This is a genomic window from Brevibacillus sp. 1238 (assembly GCF_029892995.1).
Classification (GTDB): Bacteria; Bacillota; Bacilli; order Brevibacillales; family Brevibacillaceae; genus Brevibacillus; species Brevibacillus parabrevis.
The window spans coordinates 14144-33165 of the sequence record NZ_JARXWC010000023.1 but is presented as its reverse complement, the minus strand read 5'-3'; the positions used below and the strand labels follow the sequence as shown (position 1 = coordinate 33165).

The following is a 19022-nucleotide window of genomic DNA, read 5'->3' as shown; positions in this document are numbered from 1 at the left end:
TCACTCATCACTGTACTGTCCGTCATGCCTCCGAGAACCGCTATTGCTTTGATCGTGACTGCACTGTTAATCGGAATAGGTGTGCTATATACGTTACTGCTTGTTGTTGGTGTGTTGCCGTCTGTTGTGTAGTAGATCGTCGCTCCCGGTGTGGTCGTTTGCAATGTGACAGGAGTTCCCACTAGGACAGCTCCACTGCTTGGTGTTGCGGTCGGAGTCGCTACTTGCGGCAGTGGCAATATCGTGTAGCTCTCACTCATCACTGTACTGTCCGTCATGCCTCCGAGAACCGCTATTGCTTTGATCGTGACTGCACTGTTAATCGGAATAGGTGTGCTATATACGTTGCTGCTTGTTGTCGGCGTGTTGCCATCTGTCGTGTAGTAGATCGTCGCTCCTGGTGTGGTCGTTTGCAGTGTGACAGGGGTTCCCACTAGGACAGCTCCACTGCTTGGTGTTGCGGTCGGAGTCGCTACTTGCGGCGGTGGCAATATCGTGTAGCTCTCACTCATAACCGTACTGTCGGTCATGCCTGCCAAGACGGCAATCGCCTTTATCGTCATCGCACTGTTGATAGGAATCGGTGTGCTGTACACGGGGCTACTTCCTGTCGGGGCATTTCCATCTGTGGTGTAGTGAATCGTGGCTCCTGCTGTATTCGTACTCAACGCAACCGTCGTTCCTGCTGCTACAGCTCCACCTGTCGGGTTCGCCGTTGGCTGTTCTGCCTGCGGCATGATGGTATAACTCTCGCTCATTACTGTACTGTCCGTCATGCCTGCCTTCACGGCAATCGCCTTAATCGTCATCGCGCTGTTGACCGGAATCGGTGTGCTGTACACGGGGCTACTTCCTGTTGGGGCATTTCCATCTGTAGTGTAGTGAATGGTGGCTCCTGCTGTATTCGTATTCAACGCAACCGTCGTTCCTGCTGCTACAGCTCCACCTGTCGGGTTCGCCGTTGGCTGTTCTGCCTGCAGCATGATGGTATAACTCTCGCTCATTACTGTACTGTCCGTCATGTCTGCCTTCACGGCAATCGCCTTTATCGTCATCGCACTGTTGATGGGAATCGGTGTGCTGTACACGGGGCTGCTTCCTGTCGGGGCATTTCCATCTGTGGTGTAGTGAATCGTGGCTCCTGCTGTATTCGTACTCAACGTAACTGTCGTTCCTGCCGCTACTGCTCCGCCTGCCGGATTCGCTGTTGGCTTTTCTGCCTGGGGTTTAATGGTGTAACTCTCACTCATAACCTCACTGTCCGTCATGCCTGCTTTCACGGCAATGGCTTTAATCGTCACCGCACTGTTGATGGGAATCGGTGTGCTGTACACGGGGCTGCTTCCTGTCGGGGCATTTCCATCTGTGGTGTAGTGAATCGTGGCTCCTGCTGTATTCGTACTCAACGTAACTGTCGTCCCTGCCGCTACTTCTCCGCCTGCCGGATTCGCTGTCGGCTTTTGCGCTTGGCTGCTAATCGGAGCATTTCCTACCAAAAGTAATCCTGAAGCTCCTGAAGCCACTACCTTGCCATTTCCAATCTTCACGGCCGATACTGCTTTGCTTCCACCTGTATTTTCTACCGACCAAGTGGAGCCATCTGGCGAGCTGATTACGGTCTGATTCGTTCCGCCTGCAAAAAAATGACCTTCACCAAAAGTTACAGTTGAATAGGAAATCCCGCCTATGCCTGTTGGCGCTGTCTTTTGTGTCCAGTTGACCCCATCATCAGAAGCATACAGGTAGTTTGATGCACCTACGGCAACAAATACTCCATTTCCATATGCTATCCCATAGAGTTGCTGCGTCGGGCTAGCAGTGTTCACCTTTTGCCATGTTTCTCCATCGTTAGAAGAATAAATGCTACCTAGCTCTTTTCCCACAGCCACAAACTTTCCTTCACCGTATGTAACCGAGTTGAATCCAGCGGTTCCTGTCGCTGTATGCTGCGTCCATGTCTCTCCATCAGTTGAAACAAGAACAATTGCTGAGCTATTCGCAACAGTAACTACTTTCCCCCCATCACTGGCAATTTCAGCGAATGTGACTGTTTTCCCATCCCCAGCCTTCCGCTCTACCCAATTGCCAGCTACTTTTGGGTCTAAACCGTCATTAAGAGTATAGATTTCTCTATTCGAACATGCCGCTATCCATTTCGTTTTAAAATGATAGGTAGCATTGACAGCGCAATCTAATGGAGCTGCTGCCTTCGACCATGTCGTTCCGTTTGTGGATGAAGAGTAGTCCCTCGTTAAAGCAAATGCCAACCATGTGCCATCGTGGTAACCAAGCTTCAAACTCGAACTCCCCCCCAACCCTGTGTTAGTTGTGCTAACCTCTGTCCATGACCCGGCAGACGCCGTGGAAACCAGGGAACCGAATTGCATAGAGGTAAAAATTAACAGGATAGCCAGTATCATTTTGGATAAAGTCCGTATTTTACGATAGTTGTCTCTCATACTCCCTCCCCTTCCCTACTAAACTTGAAACTTGCTCAATCCTATAATTCCACTAGAAAAAGACCTGATTGCAATTGAAACATTTCATTCTCCGAGATTTTTACTACCCATGCACTAGCATTGCTTTTTTTCACCAAAAACCTCCCTATCAAAAAATAAAGGCAACATCGTGGCCGATGAAAGGCAGGACTTTTTTCCTCGCCTTCATTCATGATGCTTTGCCTGGGCATTTCAAACACACTTCCATAAGTGCCTTGAACAGATGTACAACCATTATATCTTTGTCCGAGCCACTTTTCGACAGAAAATCCGATAAATTCAGTATAAAGTTCATACTCCGTTCAAAAAACGCAGAACCCTAATATTACAAAATTCATCATTTTTTTCATTTCTCTCTTCCCTATCCCTTCAAAGTTATGCTACTTTTGAAAGGTAGATTATGGTTACTTTAGACCTAAATACTCACACTTAGTTTCTTCACAAACTATTTCTTCATCTCATGTTCCCTACAACTTCATTGCTTCATTAGTTAACAGTTTCCCCTCGTGCAAATGCCTCACAAAAAGCGTATTCCCTTAGCGAGACGAGAACTCTAAACATTTCGATCTTTTGAAAGGAACGAACGATGATTCAAAAACGAGCGGTTGAGAAAACGGATGAAGCTTTTTTGCTTCAGCTGTACATAAGCACCCGTGCAGATGAACTTGCAGCATGGGGGTGGGACAAGCAGATGCAGGAGCAGTTTTTGCAGCTACAGTTTCTTGCCCAGAAAAATTCCTACTCGACCCAGTACCCTGACGCGGAGCATCTGCTGATTTTCTCCGAGAACATCCCGGCTGGCAGAATCATGATTGCACGAACCGAAACAAAGATTACCCTCGTCGACATCTCTCTGCTTCCCCATCATCGTAATAAAGGAATTGGCTGCACGCTGATTCGTGAACTGCAACAGGAAGCTGCTGACACTTCACGGCCCTTGCACCTGAGCGTATTACCCACGAATCGAGCGATACATCTGTATGAGCGTCTAGGTTTTCAAACGATTGACAGCTCAGGATTTCATATCAGCATGGAATGGACTCCGACATCATCTGATGAAGGGCCTTCTATATAATTAAACAATCAAGAGGTGACCCGTATGAGTGAATCCTATCTTGGAGAAGTCCGCATGTTTGCAGGCAACTTTGCCCCACAAGGCTGGGCATTGTGCAACGGTCAATTAGTGAGCATAGCGGAGAACGAAGCACTTTTTGCCCTGCTTGGCACGACTTACGGCGGCGATGGTCAGACAACCTTTGCCCTGCCCGATTTGCAAGGAAGAGTTCCGGTCCACCCTAACACCACTTACGCCCGAGGCAGCAAGAGCGGCACAGAGACCGTCACATTGGTCAGCAATCAACTGCCAGTTCACACGCATACGGTCAATGCAATTCCTGAATACCAGGACGATGATACTCCTGCCAATAATGTCTGGAGCAAAAATCCTTATTTATCCTTTTCTGTAGAGTCTTCCAGCGCACTTAGCAACATGAATCCCCAGTCAGTCTCTCCCGTCGGAGGGGGACAACCTCATAACAACATGATGCCTACGACCGCAATCAGCTTCATTATTTCTTTATACGGAGTCTTCCCGCCGCAGCCATAGTATCCAGCAGCAATGTTAGAGAATAAAAGGAGGTATTCTACCATGTCTGAGCCGTTTTTGGGTGAAGTTCGTTTGTTTGCCAATAATTACGCCCCGCGCGGGTGGATGTTTTGCGAAGGTCAGATTTTGAATATCAATCAAAATCAGGCACTCTATTCTTTGCTCGGAGCTGTGTATGGCGGAGATGGAGTAACTACGTTTGCCCTCCCGGATTACCGCGGGCGCACACCGATTCATGTAAGTTCTACTATTCCGCTCGGTACCGCGCAAGGTGAAGCCAATCATACCTTAACGATCAATGAAATGCCTCAACACACCCATCAAGTAGCCGGTTCATCTGTCGAACCAACACTCTCTACTGCGGCTAACAACGTGTGGGCAGCAGCAACCAACGCATACGGTCCGGCAGCAAACCTCCAGCAAATGAATGCCAATACACTGTCCACAGCCGGTGGAAGTCAACCCCATAACAACATGCAGCCTTATTTGGTAATGAACTACGCCATGGCCATTCAAGGAATATTTCCAAGCAGAAACTAAGAGGAGGCGGTACATATGGCAGATGCTTATATTGGAGAAATTCGTATCTTTGCAGGAAACTTCGCCCCTAAAGGCTGGGCGCTGTGTAATGGCCAGCTTATGAGCGTTCAACAAAACACTGCCCTTTTTTCCATTCTTGGAGTTCAGTACGGTGGAGATGGAAAAACCACCTTTGCTCTCCCAAACTTGATGGGGAGCGCTGTAATGAATCAAGGTCAGGGATACGGTTTAACCAATCGTACAGTAGGACAAAAAGTTGGCAATGCGAACGAAACACTGTTGACAAGCGAAATCCCTGCCCACACTCACATCCCGCAGGCAACTGTAGATCCCGGCAATTCCACTGTTCCGACAAATGGCTATTGGGCTCCAACTCCTGAGCCAGATCCATTCTCCGGAGCACCGCTCTACTACGATCCAACTCCCAATGTCCCAATGTCTCCTATGGCTTTGAACGTAACAGGCGGTTCGCAACCTCACAACAACATGCAACCGTTTATCGCCCAAAACTTCATCATCTGCTTGAGCGGCGAATTTCCGTCCAGAGGCTAAGCACTTATCAAAAATTTTTACGCATACGCAAAAATCCCGTCCTACTCTTGCCAAGTGGGACGGGATATTTTTTTCCTAGACCAGCTTAACTATCCAAACCTGCCGACACCCCATCCATCTTCTGTACCCACAGAGAAGACATTTTTCCGTCGTCTTCCAAAAGTATTACCTGGGTGCCTTCTCTTCCGCTTGAGTGGTTCGCCCTCAACACTTTCTCAGGCTCTTTCTTGCAGATCAGCTTGCCGTCCTTCCATTCCCAGAGCTGATTGGGCGTCTTCCCGTCGTTGATCGTAAAAGCGTACACCGGATTGGGAGAGTTCGGATGATCCAATACGAGCCTCTCCCCGGAGCGATTCGCAGTGCGGCACTCGATATATCCATCCGCTGTCATGCGCCATAGTTGCTCATTGCCTGGAGCCAGTTTTTGCAAGTTAACCGTTCTCCGGTCGCTGTTCAACGTCAGGAAAAGCTTGTCCCCTACCTGACTCTGCAAGCGGAAATACCCCTCGGCGCTCGTTGCTCCCCGAGTCATCGTCTCGATGTAAAGCCTGTTGTCGACTCTGGCAAAAGCCAAGCCGATTGTCTCTGCTGCGGTGTCATTGACGAATGACTGATACGTAACCTTGGTATCTCCAACGTGGAAATAATGATCGTTGCTCGTGTTCGTATTTTCGAGCCATTCGCCATTGTCTGCCTGTACCCTGATCGCAAGCCGGTTGCCGCCTTTTTGGTAGAACGAAAACGCCTTTATGTTCTGATTAGCCGGAAGCAACAGCGGATTTTCATCGATATACTGGGAATATTCGAAATCAAAATACTGGCCGCTGTTGCGCAACTCGTCATACGAACGCGTTTCTTCCACCCACGTCCTCCGACCGTCACGCTCGACAAACACTCGCGGAACCAGCATGTCCCATTGCGTACTTCCGCCTGTCCGGCAAACAAATCCGATCCCTCTTATTTTCCCGTTGATGGCGAGCGGAGCTGTGGACACGAGCAACCGTTTCAATCCAAGATCGAGTCCATCCTGGGAGGAAGTCGTCTTGCACACTTTCGCATAAGCATCTGCCGGATTTTGGGCGACGATCTGCTTCACCCAGCTCAATGTTCGCCAATCCCCTTTTTCTGCCAAAACGATCGGAGAACCTTGCGTATCCTTGTCCTTTTCGACAATCGCGTATTGCCCTGATCTGGTGTGCTTCAGTCCATCGCTGGTAAACTCCCACATGTGATCCGTCTTCGTCTTCAGAGCAAATTTTTCTTTAAGCACCAGCTTGTTGTTGACATTTGCCAACACAAACGGATTCCCATTCGAGCTGGTAAGCGCACTGTAGATTTCATCGCTGTTTTCCTTCGTATACCACAGTTGATTGCGGCTGCTCACATGCGGAGCAAACACGATCTCAGCCTGCTCTTTCGCCGTTCCGCCTTCTCCGTCGCGCACTGTCATGACATAGCCTTTTTTATATCGGCTCGAAATGACAAAGTACACCTCTTCTTGTCCAGCCTCTTGGGCAAATTCCTGTTCAGCCGCCTGGATCATCGTCCACGTTTGGGCGTAAGTGCTGTTGTTCGCGTTCGCGCTCTTGGCAGCGACTCCTACTTTATCGTCATCGCGCAAGGACACCGTGTACTCGCCTTTGACGGCAGGATTGTTCAGCAAAATGCGGCCGCCTTTCGCATCCCATACCTGATTTTGCGAGCGCCCTTTTACTGAGACAATCAAAGGCAAAAATGCCTCTTCCGAAACGACTTCCGGCATTGTCAGCACATATTCCGTCTCGTCCGTAGATGCTTTGCTGACGATATGTCCGAGCGGAGACATATGCCACAGCTGGTGATCGCCGTTTTTCCCCACAGCCAGCTCGACTTTTGTACCATCCACAGGATTGGCATCCTCCAAGGAAAGCACTTGCTTGTTTTTGCTGGCGATGTAGAAATACTCTTTTTTCGCGTACTTGCCGATCAAATCGTAATACTTTCCGTAGAACAGGAAATGGGCGTTTTTTTGCATGAGCTGCTGGGCTGTCAACGTCTCTACTTCCGATTTCAACAAGTTGACGCAAGCTTCATACAAAGAAGCCGGGAGCAAATCGATGCTCGGCAGCAAGCCGTCAGAGCTGATCAGGCTCCACTCGGTATAAGGAGCTACAGAGTTGGCCCATTCATTGGCATTGCTAATAAACGTGCCTTCTCCGCCAATCGCGGTAAACGTCATCGACTGGCTCTCATTCTTGGCTTTGTCCTGCTGCTGCTCGCGCTCTCCAGAAGAATAGTTCGTTTCCGCCTCCACTCCCACGCCCATCTTTTTCAAAGATATTTTTGCTTCTGCCGCATATTTGCTGACGACATCTTTGACATCGCTCGTTTGTTGCAGCTCTTTGGCGTCACTGGCAATCAGTTTGCCGCCGAGCGTGCTGGTAGTCGGCACAAAATGCCCAAACGATTTCAACACAAGCAACAAACGGTCAAGCGGGCTTTGGAAGCTTCTCGCCTTAGACGAATCTTTCTTGGCGGAAGCCAGCAGTTTTTTGATCTCGCTGACAAACTCTTCACTGGCGCATGGCACCAAGTAGTTAAACGACAGCTCTACCTTTGGCAGCAAATAGCTGCTGGTAATGTACACCGTTTTCACTTGCTTGGAAGAACTGGTGCTCTTTTCATCGGATTGCGAGTAGCCCACCCCGACGCCGGCACCGAAAGAAGGAACAGCCGCAGCGATCGTGAGCGATGCGCCGAAGTTGGAGACGCCATTTTTCTGAAGCTGGTGAACCAACTCCGAAAACGTGTACTGATTATCGAAATACCCCGAATATCTCGGTTTGCGGTAGTACACTTCCGTTGGGACAATCTCCTGCTGCTTGACTTGCTCCGTAGTGCTCGCCAATACGTTGCGAAAACTTTGCTGCATGATCTCCGGGTAGCTGTAGTCGATCACAATGCCGCGGAAAAACCCGGTGCGATCCAGCAAATCGTCGCGCAAATTTTTATGAAGCATGAAAAAGTCGCTCAATTGCGGGTCTTTCTTCTCTTTGATGACGCTCAGTTGAATGAGACTCGTGTCTTCTTTTTTCGCGAAGTCATCCGACTTGATGTCTTTCAATGTCGGCCCCAGCTCTTCCTTGCCCATCAGCTTAGGGATCGCTACCTTTACTTTATTGATCAAGTTTTGCCGCAGATCATTGCTGTCGTGCAGCTTGGCCGCTTCGTCGTCCAACGCTTTTTCTTTTTTCAACAGCTCTATTTCTTTTGCGCGAATGGCGAGCTGTTCTTCCTTTTCTTTCAACGCTTGCATCTTGATGTCTTTGCTTGTTGTTTTCTCTTGCGCTTCCTTCTCTTTGCTCTCTTCGGCTTTGCCGTCCTTTGCTGGCGCTTCTTTTCCTTCGCCCGAAAAACTCGACCAGGTTACTTTGTCCTGGACCTCTTTTACATGCGGCAGCCAATCATTTTTCCACTTCTCTTCAAGCAAAATGGTATAGCCCGATCCGTGACACTCGTTGATCCATTCCGCAAGCTGTTTGGTATCTGTGAGGCGATATACATGACCGTTGGGGGAAAACGCAATTAGGCTGTCTGTCGAATCGATGACAGGCCGCCCGACTGCCGGAGTCAGAGCGAAACGGGTCAGGGATGCCGGCACTTTGGCGCCCTGCCCTTCTTTTGGTGCGGGAAAAATGGCGGTGGTAAGCTCCTTGGTAATGGCCGTTACTTGCTCTTTGACTCGCTCTGCCTTTTTCGGCCAGATGGAAAACAAACCAATATCGTTGGTCACACAATTCCGATATTTCTCGTCCTCAGCATACGGCGCCACAGGATTTGTCAGGCCATACACAGGGCGGTAATGGGCATACGGGTTTTCCAAAGCTTTGTCCGCTTCGAGATACTTCTTGATCTCTTTGAAAAACGCGGCAACTTCCTGCTTGCCTTCTTCCTTAATCGCTTCGCCCAGCATTTTCGTGCAAGCATTTGCGAGGGTCGAAACCGCATCTTGCTCGAAGTCCGCCTCGTATTTCAAGCCATATGCCGCAAACACGTCATAGTAGAGCGCCCAGCGATCCTCTTTTTGTTTGACGAGAACAACCGAAAAAGCAGTCGCCTCCCCGGCTCCCCCTTCCTTGGCAGGCAATGTGACGGTTCCGCTGTAAAGCTTCTCGCTCTCTTTGTTCGCCTTCCATTTCTGCTCGTTTATCAGCCAGTCCAAACGCTTGTCCGATATGACCAACGGACTTGCCGAGCAAGCCTGTTCTCCCTCTTTTTTGCTTAGGGACTGCTTGTTGCGCTTTTGTGTCGCCAACCATCCTGGCAAGCCATCCGGATTCAGCAAAGGATCGAGGCACACAAAACCAGTCATCGGTCCCGATTTGCTCGGCATAGCTTGAATCTGTTTTCCTTTTGCATCGTACCCTTCTGCAAGCAACCCTTCGCTTGCCAGACCAGGCGCGCGTGTAATGACAATCGAGTCGTTTTTCTTCGCTGCCTGCAAAAACGCCTGAACGTAGGCGAGAGGAATCCCGTCCTTGCGCAGCTCCTCCGCTTGTACTTCAACGAGTTTCGACATGCTTTCCACCTCCATGAAAAAGACACTCGGCTTGCCGATCCGTAAAAATAGAAGTCCCGCTGCCACTTTTACTGAAAGAGAGCCTTGTGTCTTTGGGTTTTTAGATTGGGTTTGGTTTGGGTAAAAAGGTGTTTGAGTATTGGGTGTTTTGTGAAACATTGCGAGGCATTTTGTCGAAAGATGGGGAAATGGGACTTATTTCCTAATAATATAGCATGAGTGGGGTGGAAAAGGAATATATAGGGGGGATTTTTGGGGGAGGGAGGTGGGTGGCAAGGGGACTGAAACTAACCTCGCAGTCGAGGGGTAACCTTACCTGATTACTTTTGTATGACAGAGCTGGAAAGTTAGGGGATTGAAATTCGATTATTTTCAGCAATACAACGAGAGCTGGGAAGGGGGCTGTGTCAAGTTGGGGTGCCATTTGCAATTGTGCAGAAGCATTTTACAAGATTTTCTTGCGGGAGGGCCTCATAGGGGGATTGGGGTTAGTTTACTTGTATTTGAGTTTTCGATGTAACGCCGTCAAGGACAAGCATCATGACTGGCTTGCTGGAAGCTTCAGTCTCCTAGCTTTTCGGGTCTTCGATGTAACATCTACAAATTAAGCGAATTGTTTACGATGGCGCGGCGGTTTCAGTCCCCTAACTTTTCGGGTCTTCGATGTAACGCGAGCGAGGCGTTCTGGCGCAGCAGCGGCCATCTGGGTTTCAGTCCCCTAACTTTTCGGGTCTTCGATGTAACTGGGGACACGCCCTCGGCGACCTTCGCGTCATAGAAGTTTCAGTCCCCTCGTTCCTCGGGTCCTCAATGTAACCAGTTTTGATCGGCCAGACGCTGTCATGAAATAATCTGTTTCAGTCCCCTCGTTCCTCGGGTCCTCAATGTAACTAAAGATTCGAATGTTGGTAAAGAATCATCGCCAGACGGTTTCAGTCCCCTCGTTCCTCGGGTCCTCAATGTAACAACTGCTCCAACTTCTTCGGTTGGCTCCACAAGCCGTTTCAGTCCCCTCGTTCCTCGGGTCCTCAATGTAACGCCGTGGATGCGGAATCGATCAAGCTTTATCGAGATGTTTCAGTCCCCTCGTTCCTCGGGTCCTCAATGTAACACCTCGCGGAGAACATCGATCATATCCTCGTAGTCTGTTTCAGTCCCCTCGTTCCTCGGGTCCTCAATGTAACTGGACAGAGTAACGTAAAAAACGGCAACTAACAGGAGTTTCAGTCCCCTCGTTCCTCGGGTCCTCAATGTAACTCCACCAGCGGTGTCACTGTGATGTTTTTAATGTCCAGTTTCAGTCCCCTCGTTCCTCGGGTCCTCAATGTAACGTTGATCGTCTTACCGCCTCTGTACGGCCTATCTGCGTTTCAGTCCCCTCGTTCCTCGGGTCCTCAATGTAACCGACCTCGATCGGCACAACTAAACTCAGTAATACCAAGGCTTTACACGCGTTCACAGCCCTAAGCATTCCTCACTTTTTTCGAGGATTGCATTTCCGCCAAAAAACACGCTCGATCCTCGAAAATCCCTTTTTTCGTCTGTATTGCTTTTCCGCTACCCCTAATACCTAGCCTTAGTATTCACTTTCTTCTGCATAACAATGTACTCTCATGTCAATAATAAATCATTTTCCCCATTTTTATAAGACCCTTCCATCTTTTCCTGACAACAACACCACAACCAATCTCTTCACCTAAAAGGGAAGGGGCAGCCTTCTGTCTTCTGCCCCTGCTCCAACCAAACCACTTAACTTTCTTCACGCGTATACCAAGTAAAATCCCTGCTTGCCCGCTTTTGGTGATACGGAATAAACACTGTTTTCATAACTCGGTCTCGTCCCATCTTTGCACTCGTACCATCAAAAGAACTGATGCTTTCAAAGGTTGCCTTGGGTCCCATGTCATCGAGGTATTGCATCACCACGCATTCACTGAATGCGGTTGGTTCTCCAAGCAAGGCACTGAAAGTTTGCCCCAATTTCTCGCATACTTCTTGACCCACCGCTTGCAGAAAGCTTCCTCGTTTCCCCAAATAATGCAAATGGAGCAGCAACTCCTTCAACAAAGACACTTGCTGTTCGGCAAGCTCCCTTGTTTGGATCGCGATGGCAAGCTCTCCCTCAAAGAAAACATACTCGCGAAACCCTACGGAAGAGATGAACGCAGGTCCTGCCTTTTTGTCTTTTGGCTCCGTTTGAATTTTGACGAAACTGTTATTCACAATGGCCTGTTTGGGTGGCTCAAACCGGATATCCAAATCGCGAATCCAGGAAAAGATTTCTCTCCCCTCGATTCCTTTGCGAAAAGCGGCATCAAGCAATGCCATTTTTACACTGTACATGGTTGGTACGAGATTCGTTTTTCCACCCGAGCTTGTCGAAGATGACGTCCTCAAGGAAAACAGAGCGTTGGGCGAGTACGTAGTCACAAGCCACATACATTTACCCTACCTGTTCGATCAAATCGACCATGATTTTTGTAAATTCAGCTTGAGACGAATACTCATAGGTGGTAATCGCCTCTGGGTACAGTCGGTTCAACTGTTCCTGTATGCTCAACAGTTCCTCGGAAAAGTTTTTCTTCAGAGGGCTGACCGTCGGGGCTGGCACAGTAGATGCAGAGACAGAGACAACACCTGTAAAGTTCAAAATGTGCGGAAATTGCGTATTTCTATGTGCACCAAGCGGCTTGATAAAAGTGAGCAAAACGCTTTCCAGCAAAGCCTTTACTCTCTCCTTGCGCGCTTCGACCGGAATTTGATGCTCGCGCTCCACATCGTTAAACCCGACCCGGGATAGTTCCGCATTCATGACAACGGCATACTCGCCGGAGCTGGCTGGTCTGTAGAAAATGTTTTGTCCGAGATTGGCGCCAGATTCTCCCCCCGATCCCTGCCCACGATTCGGATCGAATTTTACATGAAAATAAGATTCGGTCCTTGTTTTGTCCGGGAGGCCGATCATCCAGCCAAACTCCACCGTAGATTTCCGTGGAGTAGAACGTCCGCCCTGGGTAATCAATACGCCTTCGAGATCATCCACGGCGCAATGCTGGAGAACTTTTTTTACCGTTTCTCCGATGGCATTTTTGTCTCCAAGAGTTTGAATAAAGTCACTATCTGCGTTGATCCGGTTTGCATTAAACTTCTGGCAGCCTGCACATAACGGCAAGCCTTTTTCCACCGCAATCCCGTGCAAATGCTCGGCTTGCATGTGTTTCAACATATCGCCGGAAATCGCATTGACAACGGTTGGCTCTCCCTCTCCATCCACGATATGAACCATGCGTGTCTGAAGCTGATTGCCCTCGGCTCCCTCATTGTTCAAAGCATGCATATCGAGAGTCAGCAATCCCGAGATTGACAAAGACTGAAACGGTACGCTCATATTTCTTCCTCCTCACTTGTATATGTCAAGTCTACTTCTTGATCTTCTGTATCTGCATCTGTTCCCTTGCCATCCTTGCACGAGGCAAAGGCGATCAACAGCATCGCTATCGCTTCCGTTTCCTTTTGACTCGGAAAACGGTCCATCAGCTCGGCAAACTCTTGTAAATCTTGCATAGAGACCCGTTTGCGCCGACGTCCTGGCGCTTCCCTCAGTTGCTCCTCCCGTCTCGCGTTTTCATAGTTGAATTGGGAAATAAAATCGCTAATGACCGTCAGCAGCTCCTCGCGAAATTTGGCTTTTCTTTTGATTTCCTGAAACAGCCCGTATCTGACTTCAAAAATTTGTCTGCCCTTCGCTTTTGCATACTGCTCGCTGACCGTCGCTTGTCTGATCGCCTTGGCGATGTTTTGAAAGCCGGAGTTATTGATAATATCTACTACAGGCAGCCGAGGTTGGCTCAATGTAAACAACTCCTCTAAATGATTTTTCACAAAAGACCTCATCGGTTTTTTAGCTTCCCTGCGCTTCATGCTCCAGCAACCATAGCTGCCCAGAAATCGGAGAAACGACAGCCAATCATCGCCGGAAAGAAAATCGCGGTACAAATGGAGCAACTCGGCTTCTTCCGTCTTATCCTCATCCAGTAAAAACAACACGTCGCGATGCTCCTTGATGAGCGTTTCCCACCGTGCGATATCCGCTTCATCCCGCACTTTAAACCAATGCGGCAAGCCGATGCTCGCAATATTGGAAATGGGTTTGGCTGAACCTAATGATTTGAAATAAGCGGTCTGAACAGCGGAAAAGATATCCCTGGGCGTCTCGCCGACTTGCATCCGAAAACTCCAAAATGCATCTGTTGAAACATCTACTTTACTCACGAGGAACAAAACCAAGTCAAAAACAGCCAATATGTCTGCCTTCCGCGATGTGCGCACATAGCTGAACTTATGCTCTTCCAACTCATTTAGGTGACGGTAGCTCGCTTTTGCCGGAACCACCACGTTCATTTTGATGTCGTCACCAATCGAGTTTCCGGACATGACGATATCTGAGCCAATAAAACGCAGCCATTCTTCGAACCAGTCGACAAACGAAGACGGCAACGGACCACGTGTTGCACCATCTGCTTTTAGGCGATTGATTCCTTTCCCTACGCTCGGATTAAACACTTGCACAGCAGCGACTTTAGGATTGAATTTAGTTGCAGCCTCACTGGTGAGTTGCCCGTTTGCAAGAGCTTCCAATTTCGCAATTACCGCCTGTGCCAACTCTTCCGGTTTCGCGTAGACAATCTCCTCCAGCAATTTGTTCCGGGCACTGATGCCTTGCAGCACATTGACTTTTTGGTAGACATAAAAACGGGGCGATACATTCGGAAGCTCCTCCCGCTCTTCCCCTCCCTTTTTCCGTTTGCGCTCCTCCCGGTAAGCATCTGCGATCGCCTTGTTCGCCACATAATCATAGGGAACGATACCATCAGGAGCATTTTCCCCAGGCTTTGTCACGATAAAAGAGTAGAGCGGCTCCCGTTGCAGGATGGAGACTCTTTCTGCATTCAGCTCGATCGGCTCTGCCAACTCGACACAAAATCGGCTGCTCTGCTCCGTAACGGTTACCAGCGAGCCATCTCCTCCTTGCAAGGCCCGGAGCATTTTCGTCAAACCGACAGCAGCAAGCGTGTCTGCATAGGTCCCGGTTCGCTTTCCCACGTAAAACTCACGATAACCAGTCATCTGTTTCCTCCTTCCCTTCATTCTTCCGGTTTTTTAGCTGTTGAGATGCCCGATCCGCGAGCCGCAATCTGCGTGACAAATACCAGTACATCGCCAGCACGTCGTTGTTGCGCAGCCAACTCACAAGCTCGTCCATGCGATGCTGAATCGTTTGCGGCTTTAAAAACGGCTCATAAGGCAAACCTTGCAGGCTTTTCAGCACATGCTCTCTGGCTCCCTTGCAAAAGACAATCGTGTCAGACTCCTTGCTGTAGGCGTTGTGATGGCGCATGATTGCAAGCAGGAGCGGAACCGCAACTTTCCTGTCAAATGTCTTTCCGCACCATTCCTGCAAAGCAACCGCCCCTTCCACAGCATGATGTGGCGGCCTGTATTTCCCTATCCGATAAGCAGCCAGCTCTTCCGGATTCGTGGCATCAAAATCGGTGTGAGCGAGCAATTCCAGCTCTGCTTTTTGTTTGTACTCCGTCTGCCAGCGACGCATTTTTCGCTGGACTTCCACTCCCAGCTTCCCCACATCGTGCAAGGCCGTCACCAGATCAGCTATTTCCTCCACTTGGACTGGATTCATCCGAAACCTTTTGGAAAGAAAGTTCGTTGCCTGTAAATATTTCGCTCTCTCCTCTCTGTTGATTTTGCGAACGTCTTGTACGTGCTCCAAATACGTTTCTCGCTGGTAGCTAAAACGCTGGGAAGATACCTTTTGTTCATTCTCCAAAAATTCCGACACCCGCTCCCCTGCTTCTTCGCAGTTCAACGGCTCTTTTTGAAGCTGCAATCCCACAACCGGATCGTACTTCGCGAGCTTGGGCGATAAAAGCACCGTCATATGAGCGAGGACTTCTTTGGGAGATCGAATCGGCTTCCATGCAACACGCGCTGAAATATCCTGATCGTCTGGAAACTGGGGAACAAAAATCAGTTGGTTGTTTTCCCATTTTTCCGCTGTCCACTCCAAGCCGCTCAGAAAAAAGTAAAGCCCTCTGCGCCCGATGGAGACCATTTCCGGCTTCCGATGCAAATCCACCTCTTCAGGCGAGTGATGAATAATGATCGAAACATTATCGATGGCCCGGATCAGCTCGCCCATCTCTGCATCTCCGCGTATCAAAGCCCTGGTAACTTGATCTTCCCGCAAAAACAGATCATGCATGACCAACGCGATTCGTTTCTGGTCAATTGCGCCGTGCACCGTTTCGATCAGCTGCTTTTCCAATTCATGCGTGATGATTGTTCCCGGTTCAAGCTCCTTCAGCGCCCGCTCCGTTCCAAGCATGATTTGGTAATCGTCGTTTTCTTCCTTTTTACGCTGCGAGGAGACATATGGCAGAAAATGTTCTACGCCTCCTTCCCTTAGCGAGTACACCTCCACAGTCCCTTCCTGATTGGCAAAACGTGCACATCTCCCCACCCGCTGCAAAAGCGCATTGGCTGGACACAAATCTGTCAGCAAAAGTGTGGCAGAAATATCTAGCCCGGCTTCTACGACTTGGGTCGCGATCAGGATCGCTTCCTTTTCCGAATCCCGGGAAAAAGCTTGCGTCACCCAAGACTCCACCTCTTCCCGGTGTTTGGGGAACATGCGCGAATGCAATACGCGGACCTCGATTGACCGCCCCTGATTTTCCAGGATGTCCGTCAGCTCGAAGTACAAGCTCTGCGCTCGTTTGACTTCATTGACAATGACCAATGTTCGTCCGCCCTGGTGTCTGTCTGCAATATCCTGGCCGCTCATTCGCTTGTCGCGCCAGTACAGGCTGCGCTTTCTCGTGGACAGCTTGTTCAACTCTGCTGATTGCAATTCCACGCTCATGCCATCGAGATGTGTCACCAGCGCCGACACCATCGGCTCTGGAGAAGTAGCTGTCATCAGCAAAAAGCGCGTATACGGGTGCAGCCGTTTCATCATATCCAGGAATGTCGGCAGCGCTTCCGTGTAGGACAGCAAATGAAATTCATCAATGACCACATACGCACCGATCAAAGCTCCGGCAGGAATGTTGGCCGCTGCCTTTGACGTTCCGAAAGGCAAGCCGATGTAGGCGCTCAGCAGTTGATCAATGGTCGTGAAAATGACATCGCCCTGGAACAGCGGATCGTTTGGTTGGTTGCCCATTTGGAGTGTTGTTTTAATATCCAAGACTGATTTGAGGTCGGGTCTTTCAAGTTTTTGCTTTGTTGATTCGTACAAGGAGGAAGCTAATGTGCGCAGTGGCAAGCAATAGATGACTCTGTCCGCAAATTCCAGTTTTTTCTTACGTGCATACAAAAAAGGGAACAGGGCTGCCCATGTCTTGCCTGCTCCAGTGGGGGCAGTTAGGACAAGATTGCGGCCTTCTAATAGGAGGTTTGCAACTTGAAGTTGGTATGGATGAGGTTCAACTGCCACCTCATCTGGTTTGGTTTTGAGAAGTTCGGAAAAAAAGTTTTTCATGAACTCACTCCTTTTGATTATGAAACAACGTTGTCCCCTTTTGTCGGGTCATACGTTTCAAACACTCTCAACATTGTTAAGAATAATAAATTTCAGTCCCCGTGTTTTATTTGGGTCATTTTCTATTTTTTAACGCATATATTCCAGAGAGGTGATCTCGCTCATCACCTCTCTGGGAAGCGTTATTTACGTTTCAATAACGTCTTCTTTGTCTTCTCTGGTCTGATCACGATTAGAACAAACCAAAAACGAAAATTAACCATTTTTTCGCCTCCTCATTCACAGACATACTCAATTCCTATGTGATGAGGAGATATTTTTAGAACAAAATTTTTACTAATTCACTCAAATTGTATTTAAGAATAAGGGATTGCGATTGTACTTCATCAATAAATTCAAAATTATATATTTGGTTATTTTAAATAAAAAATAGGTATGGTTAAAAATGGGATCCCAATTCAAAAGGCTGCTCTGCCTTTTGGATATATTATACATAAAATCCAATTTAACTAAAAGACGCTTGCCTCTTTTACTTCTGCAACATTCGTTTTTCTCCACTTTAAAAGGATTTTTACGTTCGTATCAATGTTCTTATTATATGCTGACTACATTACTGCAACCCTATCATGGTAAAATCCACATCTACCTTAATACTCTCACCCGCCCCAAATCAAACGCAGTATTCTTCCCAACATGGGTATGCTCGGCTGCCTTCAACCACGGTAGAAACTCCGCAATCTCCCCTTCATACACAGCCCATCCCACTACTCCGCCCATCTTCATCTTGACATCCTGTCTCACAGAATACCGATCATAATCAAGCCACTTTACCCGCTTTTCCACAAGTCTCACTCTCTCCGCACGCTCCACCAGTTCACGAATCGGCCACTCTGGCTGAACATCATGATGAAATTGCAGCAAACCTGTCATACGGCGTAAAAAAGTGCGAAACAACACAGAGAACTGCACATCAGTCGTATATTGGCCTTTCCACTTCAACCGCAAAGGCGTTTCAAAAAAAATCATCACTTTCTCCACGCCACCAGCTCCGTCTATCCGAGCACGCTCCCGCTCTATAATCTCTTTACCTGTCAGGACAACTGGTTGGTGCACAATCCCGCTCTCAAGATTCATGTACATGCTTCGATGCTTCCCGTTGTACTCGTCCCTGTTTTCCACATGAATGAGCCGAAACGGTTTTCTGCCTTTGCCGATCCCTTCCCGCCCCAGCTCTTTAAAAGCCGTCACGAACAAAGGAGCGTAATCAATCGCCTTGCCAAACAGCCGCAAATCGAACGTGAGCAAGTCGCCTGCTTCATAGTGCGTCTGCTTATCCTGCGGCACCTCGAACAAATATGGACGAGGGACTTGATCGTATTTCCCCATAAACCCGTCCTCTTGATCCGGTCTGGTTTCGAAAATGTACGGATAGGCGCAGTAAGATAAGGCTGTACAGGAGCTGCAAGCTTGCTCAGGATGCATACAGGACAAGCGTTTGAACACGTGACCAAAAGCTCCGCGAAAAGTCGACGCCTTCCAGGCCGGCAGCTCCAGCCCCTGCTCCCCTGCCTCCAAAGTAAAACGATATTGCGCAATTCTCAGTTCTTCAAACAACGGTTAGCCTCCTTGCCAGTCCCCTTGATCGGATCTTATCTGGATAAATTCGGGATTGCTTCTAACTTTCCTCCATGCATCAACGGCAAAAAA

At 48.8% G+C, this 19022-nt stretch carries 11 protein-coding genes, 1 pseudogene and 1 CRISPR repeat array; of the genes and pseudogenes, 4 read left to right on the top strand and 8 right to left on the bottom strand.

All coding sequences use genetic code 11. The features are described 5' to 3' along the window. Both M2298_RS27625 and M2298_RS28330 read right to left on the bottom strand, forming a co-directional pair. A partial coding sequence (locus tag M2298_RS27625; protein ID WP_280649346.1) for a chitobiase/beta-hexosaminidase C-terminal domain-containing protein occupies positions 1–1547 on the bottom strand: 1547 nt, incomplete at its 3' end. Between the two features lie 168 nt (positions 1548–1715). Continuing rightward, positions 1716–2387, bottom strand: a pseudogene (locus M2298_RS28330) (WD40/YVTN/BNR-like repeat-containing protein); the annotation flags it as partial. Positions 2388–3084: 697 nt separating this feature from the next. Between M2298_RS28330 and M2298_RS27620 the strand changes: the two are divergent. The 4 genes from M2298_RS27620 to M2298_RS27605 are packed head-to-tail and all read left to right on the top strand — an operon-like array spanning position 3085 to position 5196. Continuing rightward, entirely contained in the window at positions 3085–3573 is a 489-nt protein-coding gene (locus tag M2298_RS27620; protein WP_280649345.1) for a GNAT family N-acetyltransferase, read from the top strand. 24 nt (positions 3574–3597) lie between these two features. After that, positions 3598–4104, top strand: a complete 507-nt coding sequence (locus M2298_RS27615; protein ID WP_122965905.1) for a phage tail protein — start codon at positions 3598–3600, stop codon at positions 4102–4104. A 42-nt stretch (positions 4105–4146) separates the two neighbouring features. Beyond that, positions 4147–4644 carry a phage tail protein gene (locus M2298_RS27610; RefSeq protein WP_280649344.1) on the top strand — a complete coding sequence of 166 codons (498 nt, stop codon included), beginning with the start codon at positions 4147–4149 and terminating at the stop codon, positions 4642–4644. A 15-nt stretch (positions 4645–4659) separates the two neighbouring features. After that, entirely contained in the window at positions 4660–5196 is a 537-nt protein-coding gene (locus M2298_RS27605) for a phage tail protein (protein ID WP_122965903.1), read from the top strand. Positions 5197–5281: 85 nt separating this feature from the next. Here the strand turns inward: M2298_RS27605 and M2298_RS27600 are convergent, their stop codons facing one another. The 6 genes from M2298_RS27600 to cas6 form a co-directional block, all read right to left on the bottom strand. After that, a complete protein-coding gene (locus M2298_RS27600; RefSeq protein ID WP_280649343.1) occupies positions 5282–9754 on the bottom strand; it encodes an anthrax toxin-like adenylyl cyclase domain-containing protein in 4473 nt (1490 codons plus the stop codon). Positions 9755–10387: 633 nt separating this feature from the next. After that, positions 10388–11158: direct repeats of the CRISPR family, unit length 37 nt; unit sequence GTTTCAGTCCCCTCGTTCCTCGGGTCCTCAATGTAAC. A gap of 345 nt (positions 11159–11503) precedes the next feature. Then, on the bottom strand, positions 11504–12013 hold the full coding sequence (locus M2298_RS27595) for a type I-A CRISPR-associated protein Cas5 (RefSeq protein WP_141254171.1): 510 nt from the start codon (positions 12011–12013) through the stop codon (positions 11504–11506). A 184-nt stretch (positions 12014–12197) separates the two neighbouring features. Beyond that, positions 12198–13142 (bottom strand): DevR family CRISPR-associated autoregulator, encoded by a 945-nt coding sequence (locus M2298_RS27590; protein WP_122965502.1) that lies wholly within the window; start codon positions 13140–13142, stop codon positions 12198–12200. Further along, positions 13139–14881, bottom strand: a complete 1743-nt coding sequence (locus M2298_RS27585; RefSeq protein WP_280649342.1) for a hypothetical protein — start codon at positions 14879–14881, stop codon at positions 13139–13141. The genes M2298_RS27590 and M2298_RS27585 overlap by 4 nt, the downstream gene beginning before the upstream one ends. Further along, on the bottom strand, positions 14865–17315 hold the full coding sequence (gene cas3 / locus M2298_RS27580) for a CRISPR-associated helicase Cas3' (RefSeq protein WP_280649341.1): 2451 nt from the start codon (positions 17313–17315) through the stop codon (positions 14865–14867). The genes M2298_RS27585 and cas3 overlap by 17 nt, the downstream gene beginning before the upstream one ends. A gap of 642 nt (positions 17316–17957) precedes the next feature. After that, positions 17958–18929 (bottom strand): CRISPR system precrRNA processing endoribonuclease RAMP protein Cas6, encoded by a 972-nt coding sequence (gene cas6, locus M2298_RS27575; protein ID WP_122965505.1) that lies wholly within the window; start codon positions 18927–18929, stop codon positions 17958–17960. Positions 18930–19022 lie beyond the last annotated feature (93 nt).

Excerpts from the sequence above, each read along its gene's own strand:
- cas3 (WP_280649341.1), bottom strand. The coding sequence starts at position 17,315 with ATGAAAAACTTTTTTTCCGAACTTCTCAAAACCAAACCAGATGAGGTG.
- M2298_RS27605 (WP_122965903.1), top strand. The coding sequence starts at position 4,660 with ATGGCAGATGCTTATATTGGAGAAATTCGTATCTTTGCAGGAAACTTC.
- M2298_RS27585 (WP_280649342.1), bottom strand. The coding sequence starts at position 14,881 with ATGACTGGTTATCGTGAGTTTTACGTGGGAAAGCGAACCGGGACCTAT.
- M2298_RS27620 (WP_280649345.1), top strand. The coding sequence starts at position 3,085 with ATGATTCAAAAACGAGCGGTTGAGAAAACGGATGAAGCTTTTTTGCTT.
- M2298_RS27615 (WP_122965905.1), top strand. The coding sequence starts at position 3,598 with ATGAGTGAATCCTATCTTGGAGAAGTCCGCATGTTTGCAGGCAACTTT.
- M2298_RS27610 (WP_280649344.1), top strand. The coding sequence starts at position 4,147 with ATGTCTGAGCCGTTTTTGGGTGAAGTTCGTTTGTTTGCCAATAATTAC.
- M2298_RS27590 (WP_122965502.1), bottom strand. The coding sequence starts at position 13,142 with ATGAGCGTACCGTTTCAGTCTTTGTCAATCTCGGGATTGCTGACTCTC.
- M2298_RS27600 (WP_280649343.1), bottom strand. The coding sequence starts at position 9,754 with ATGTCGAAACTCGTTGAAGTACAAGCGGAGGAGCTGCGCAAGGACGGG.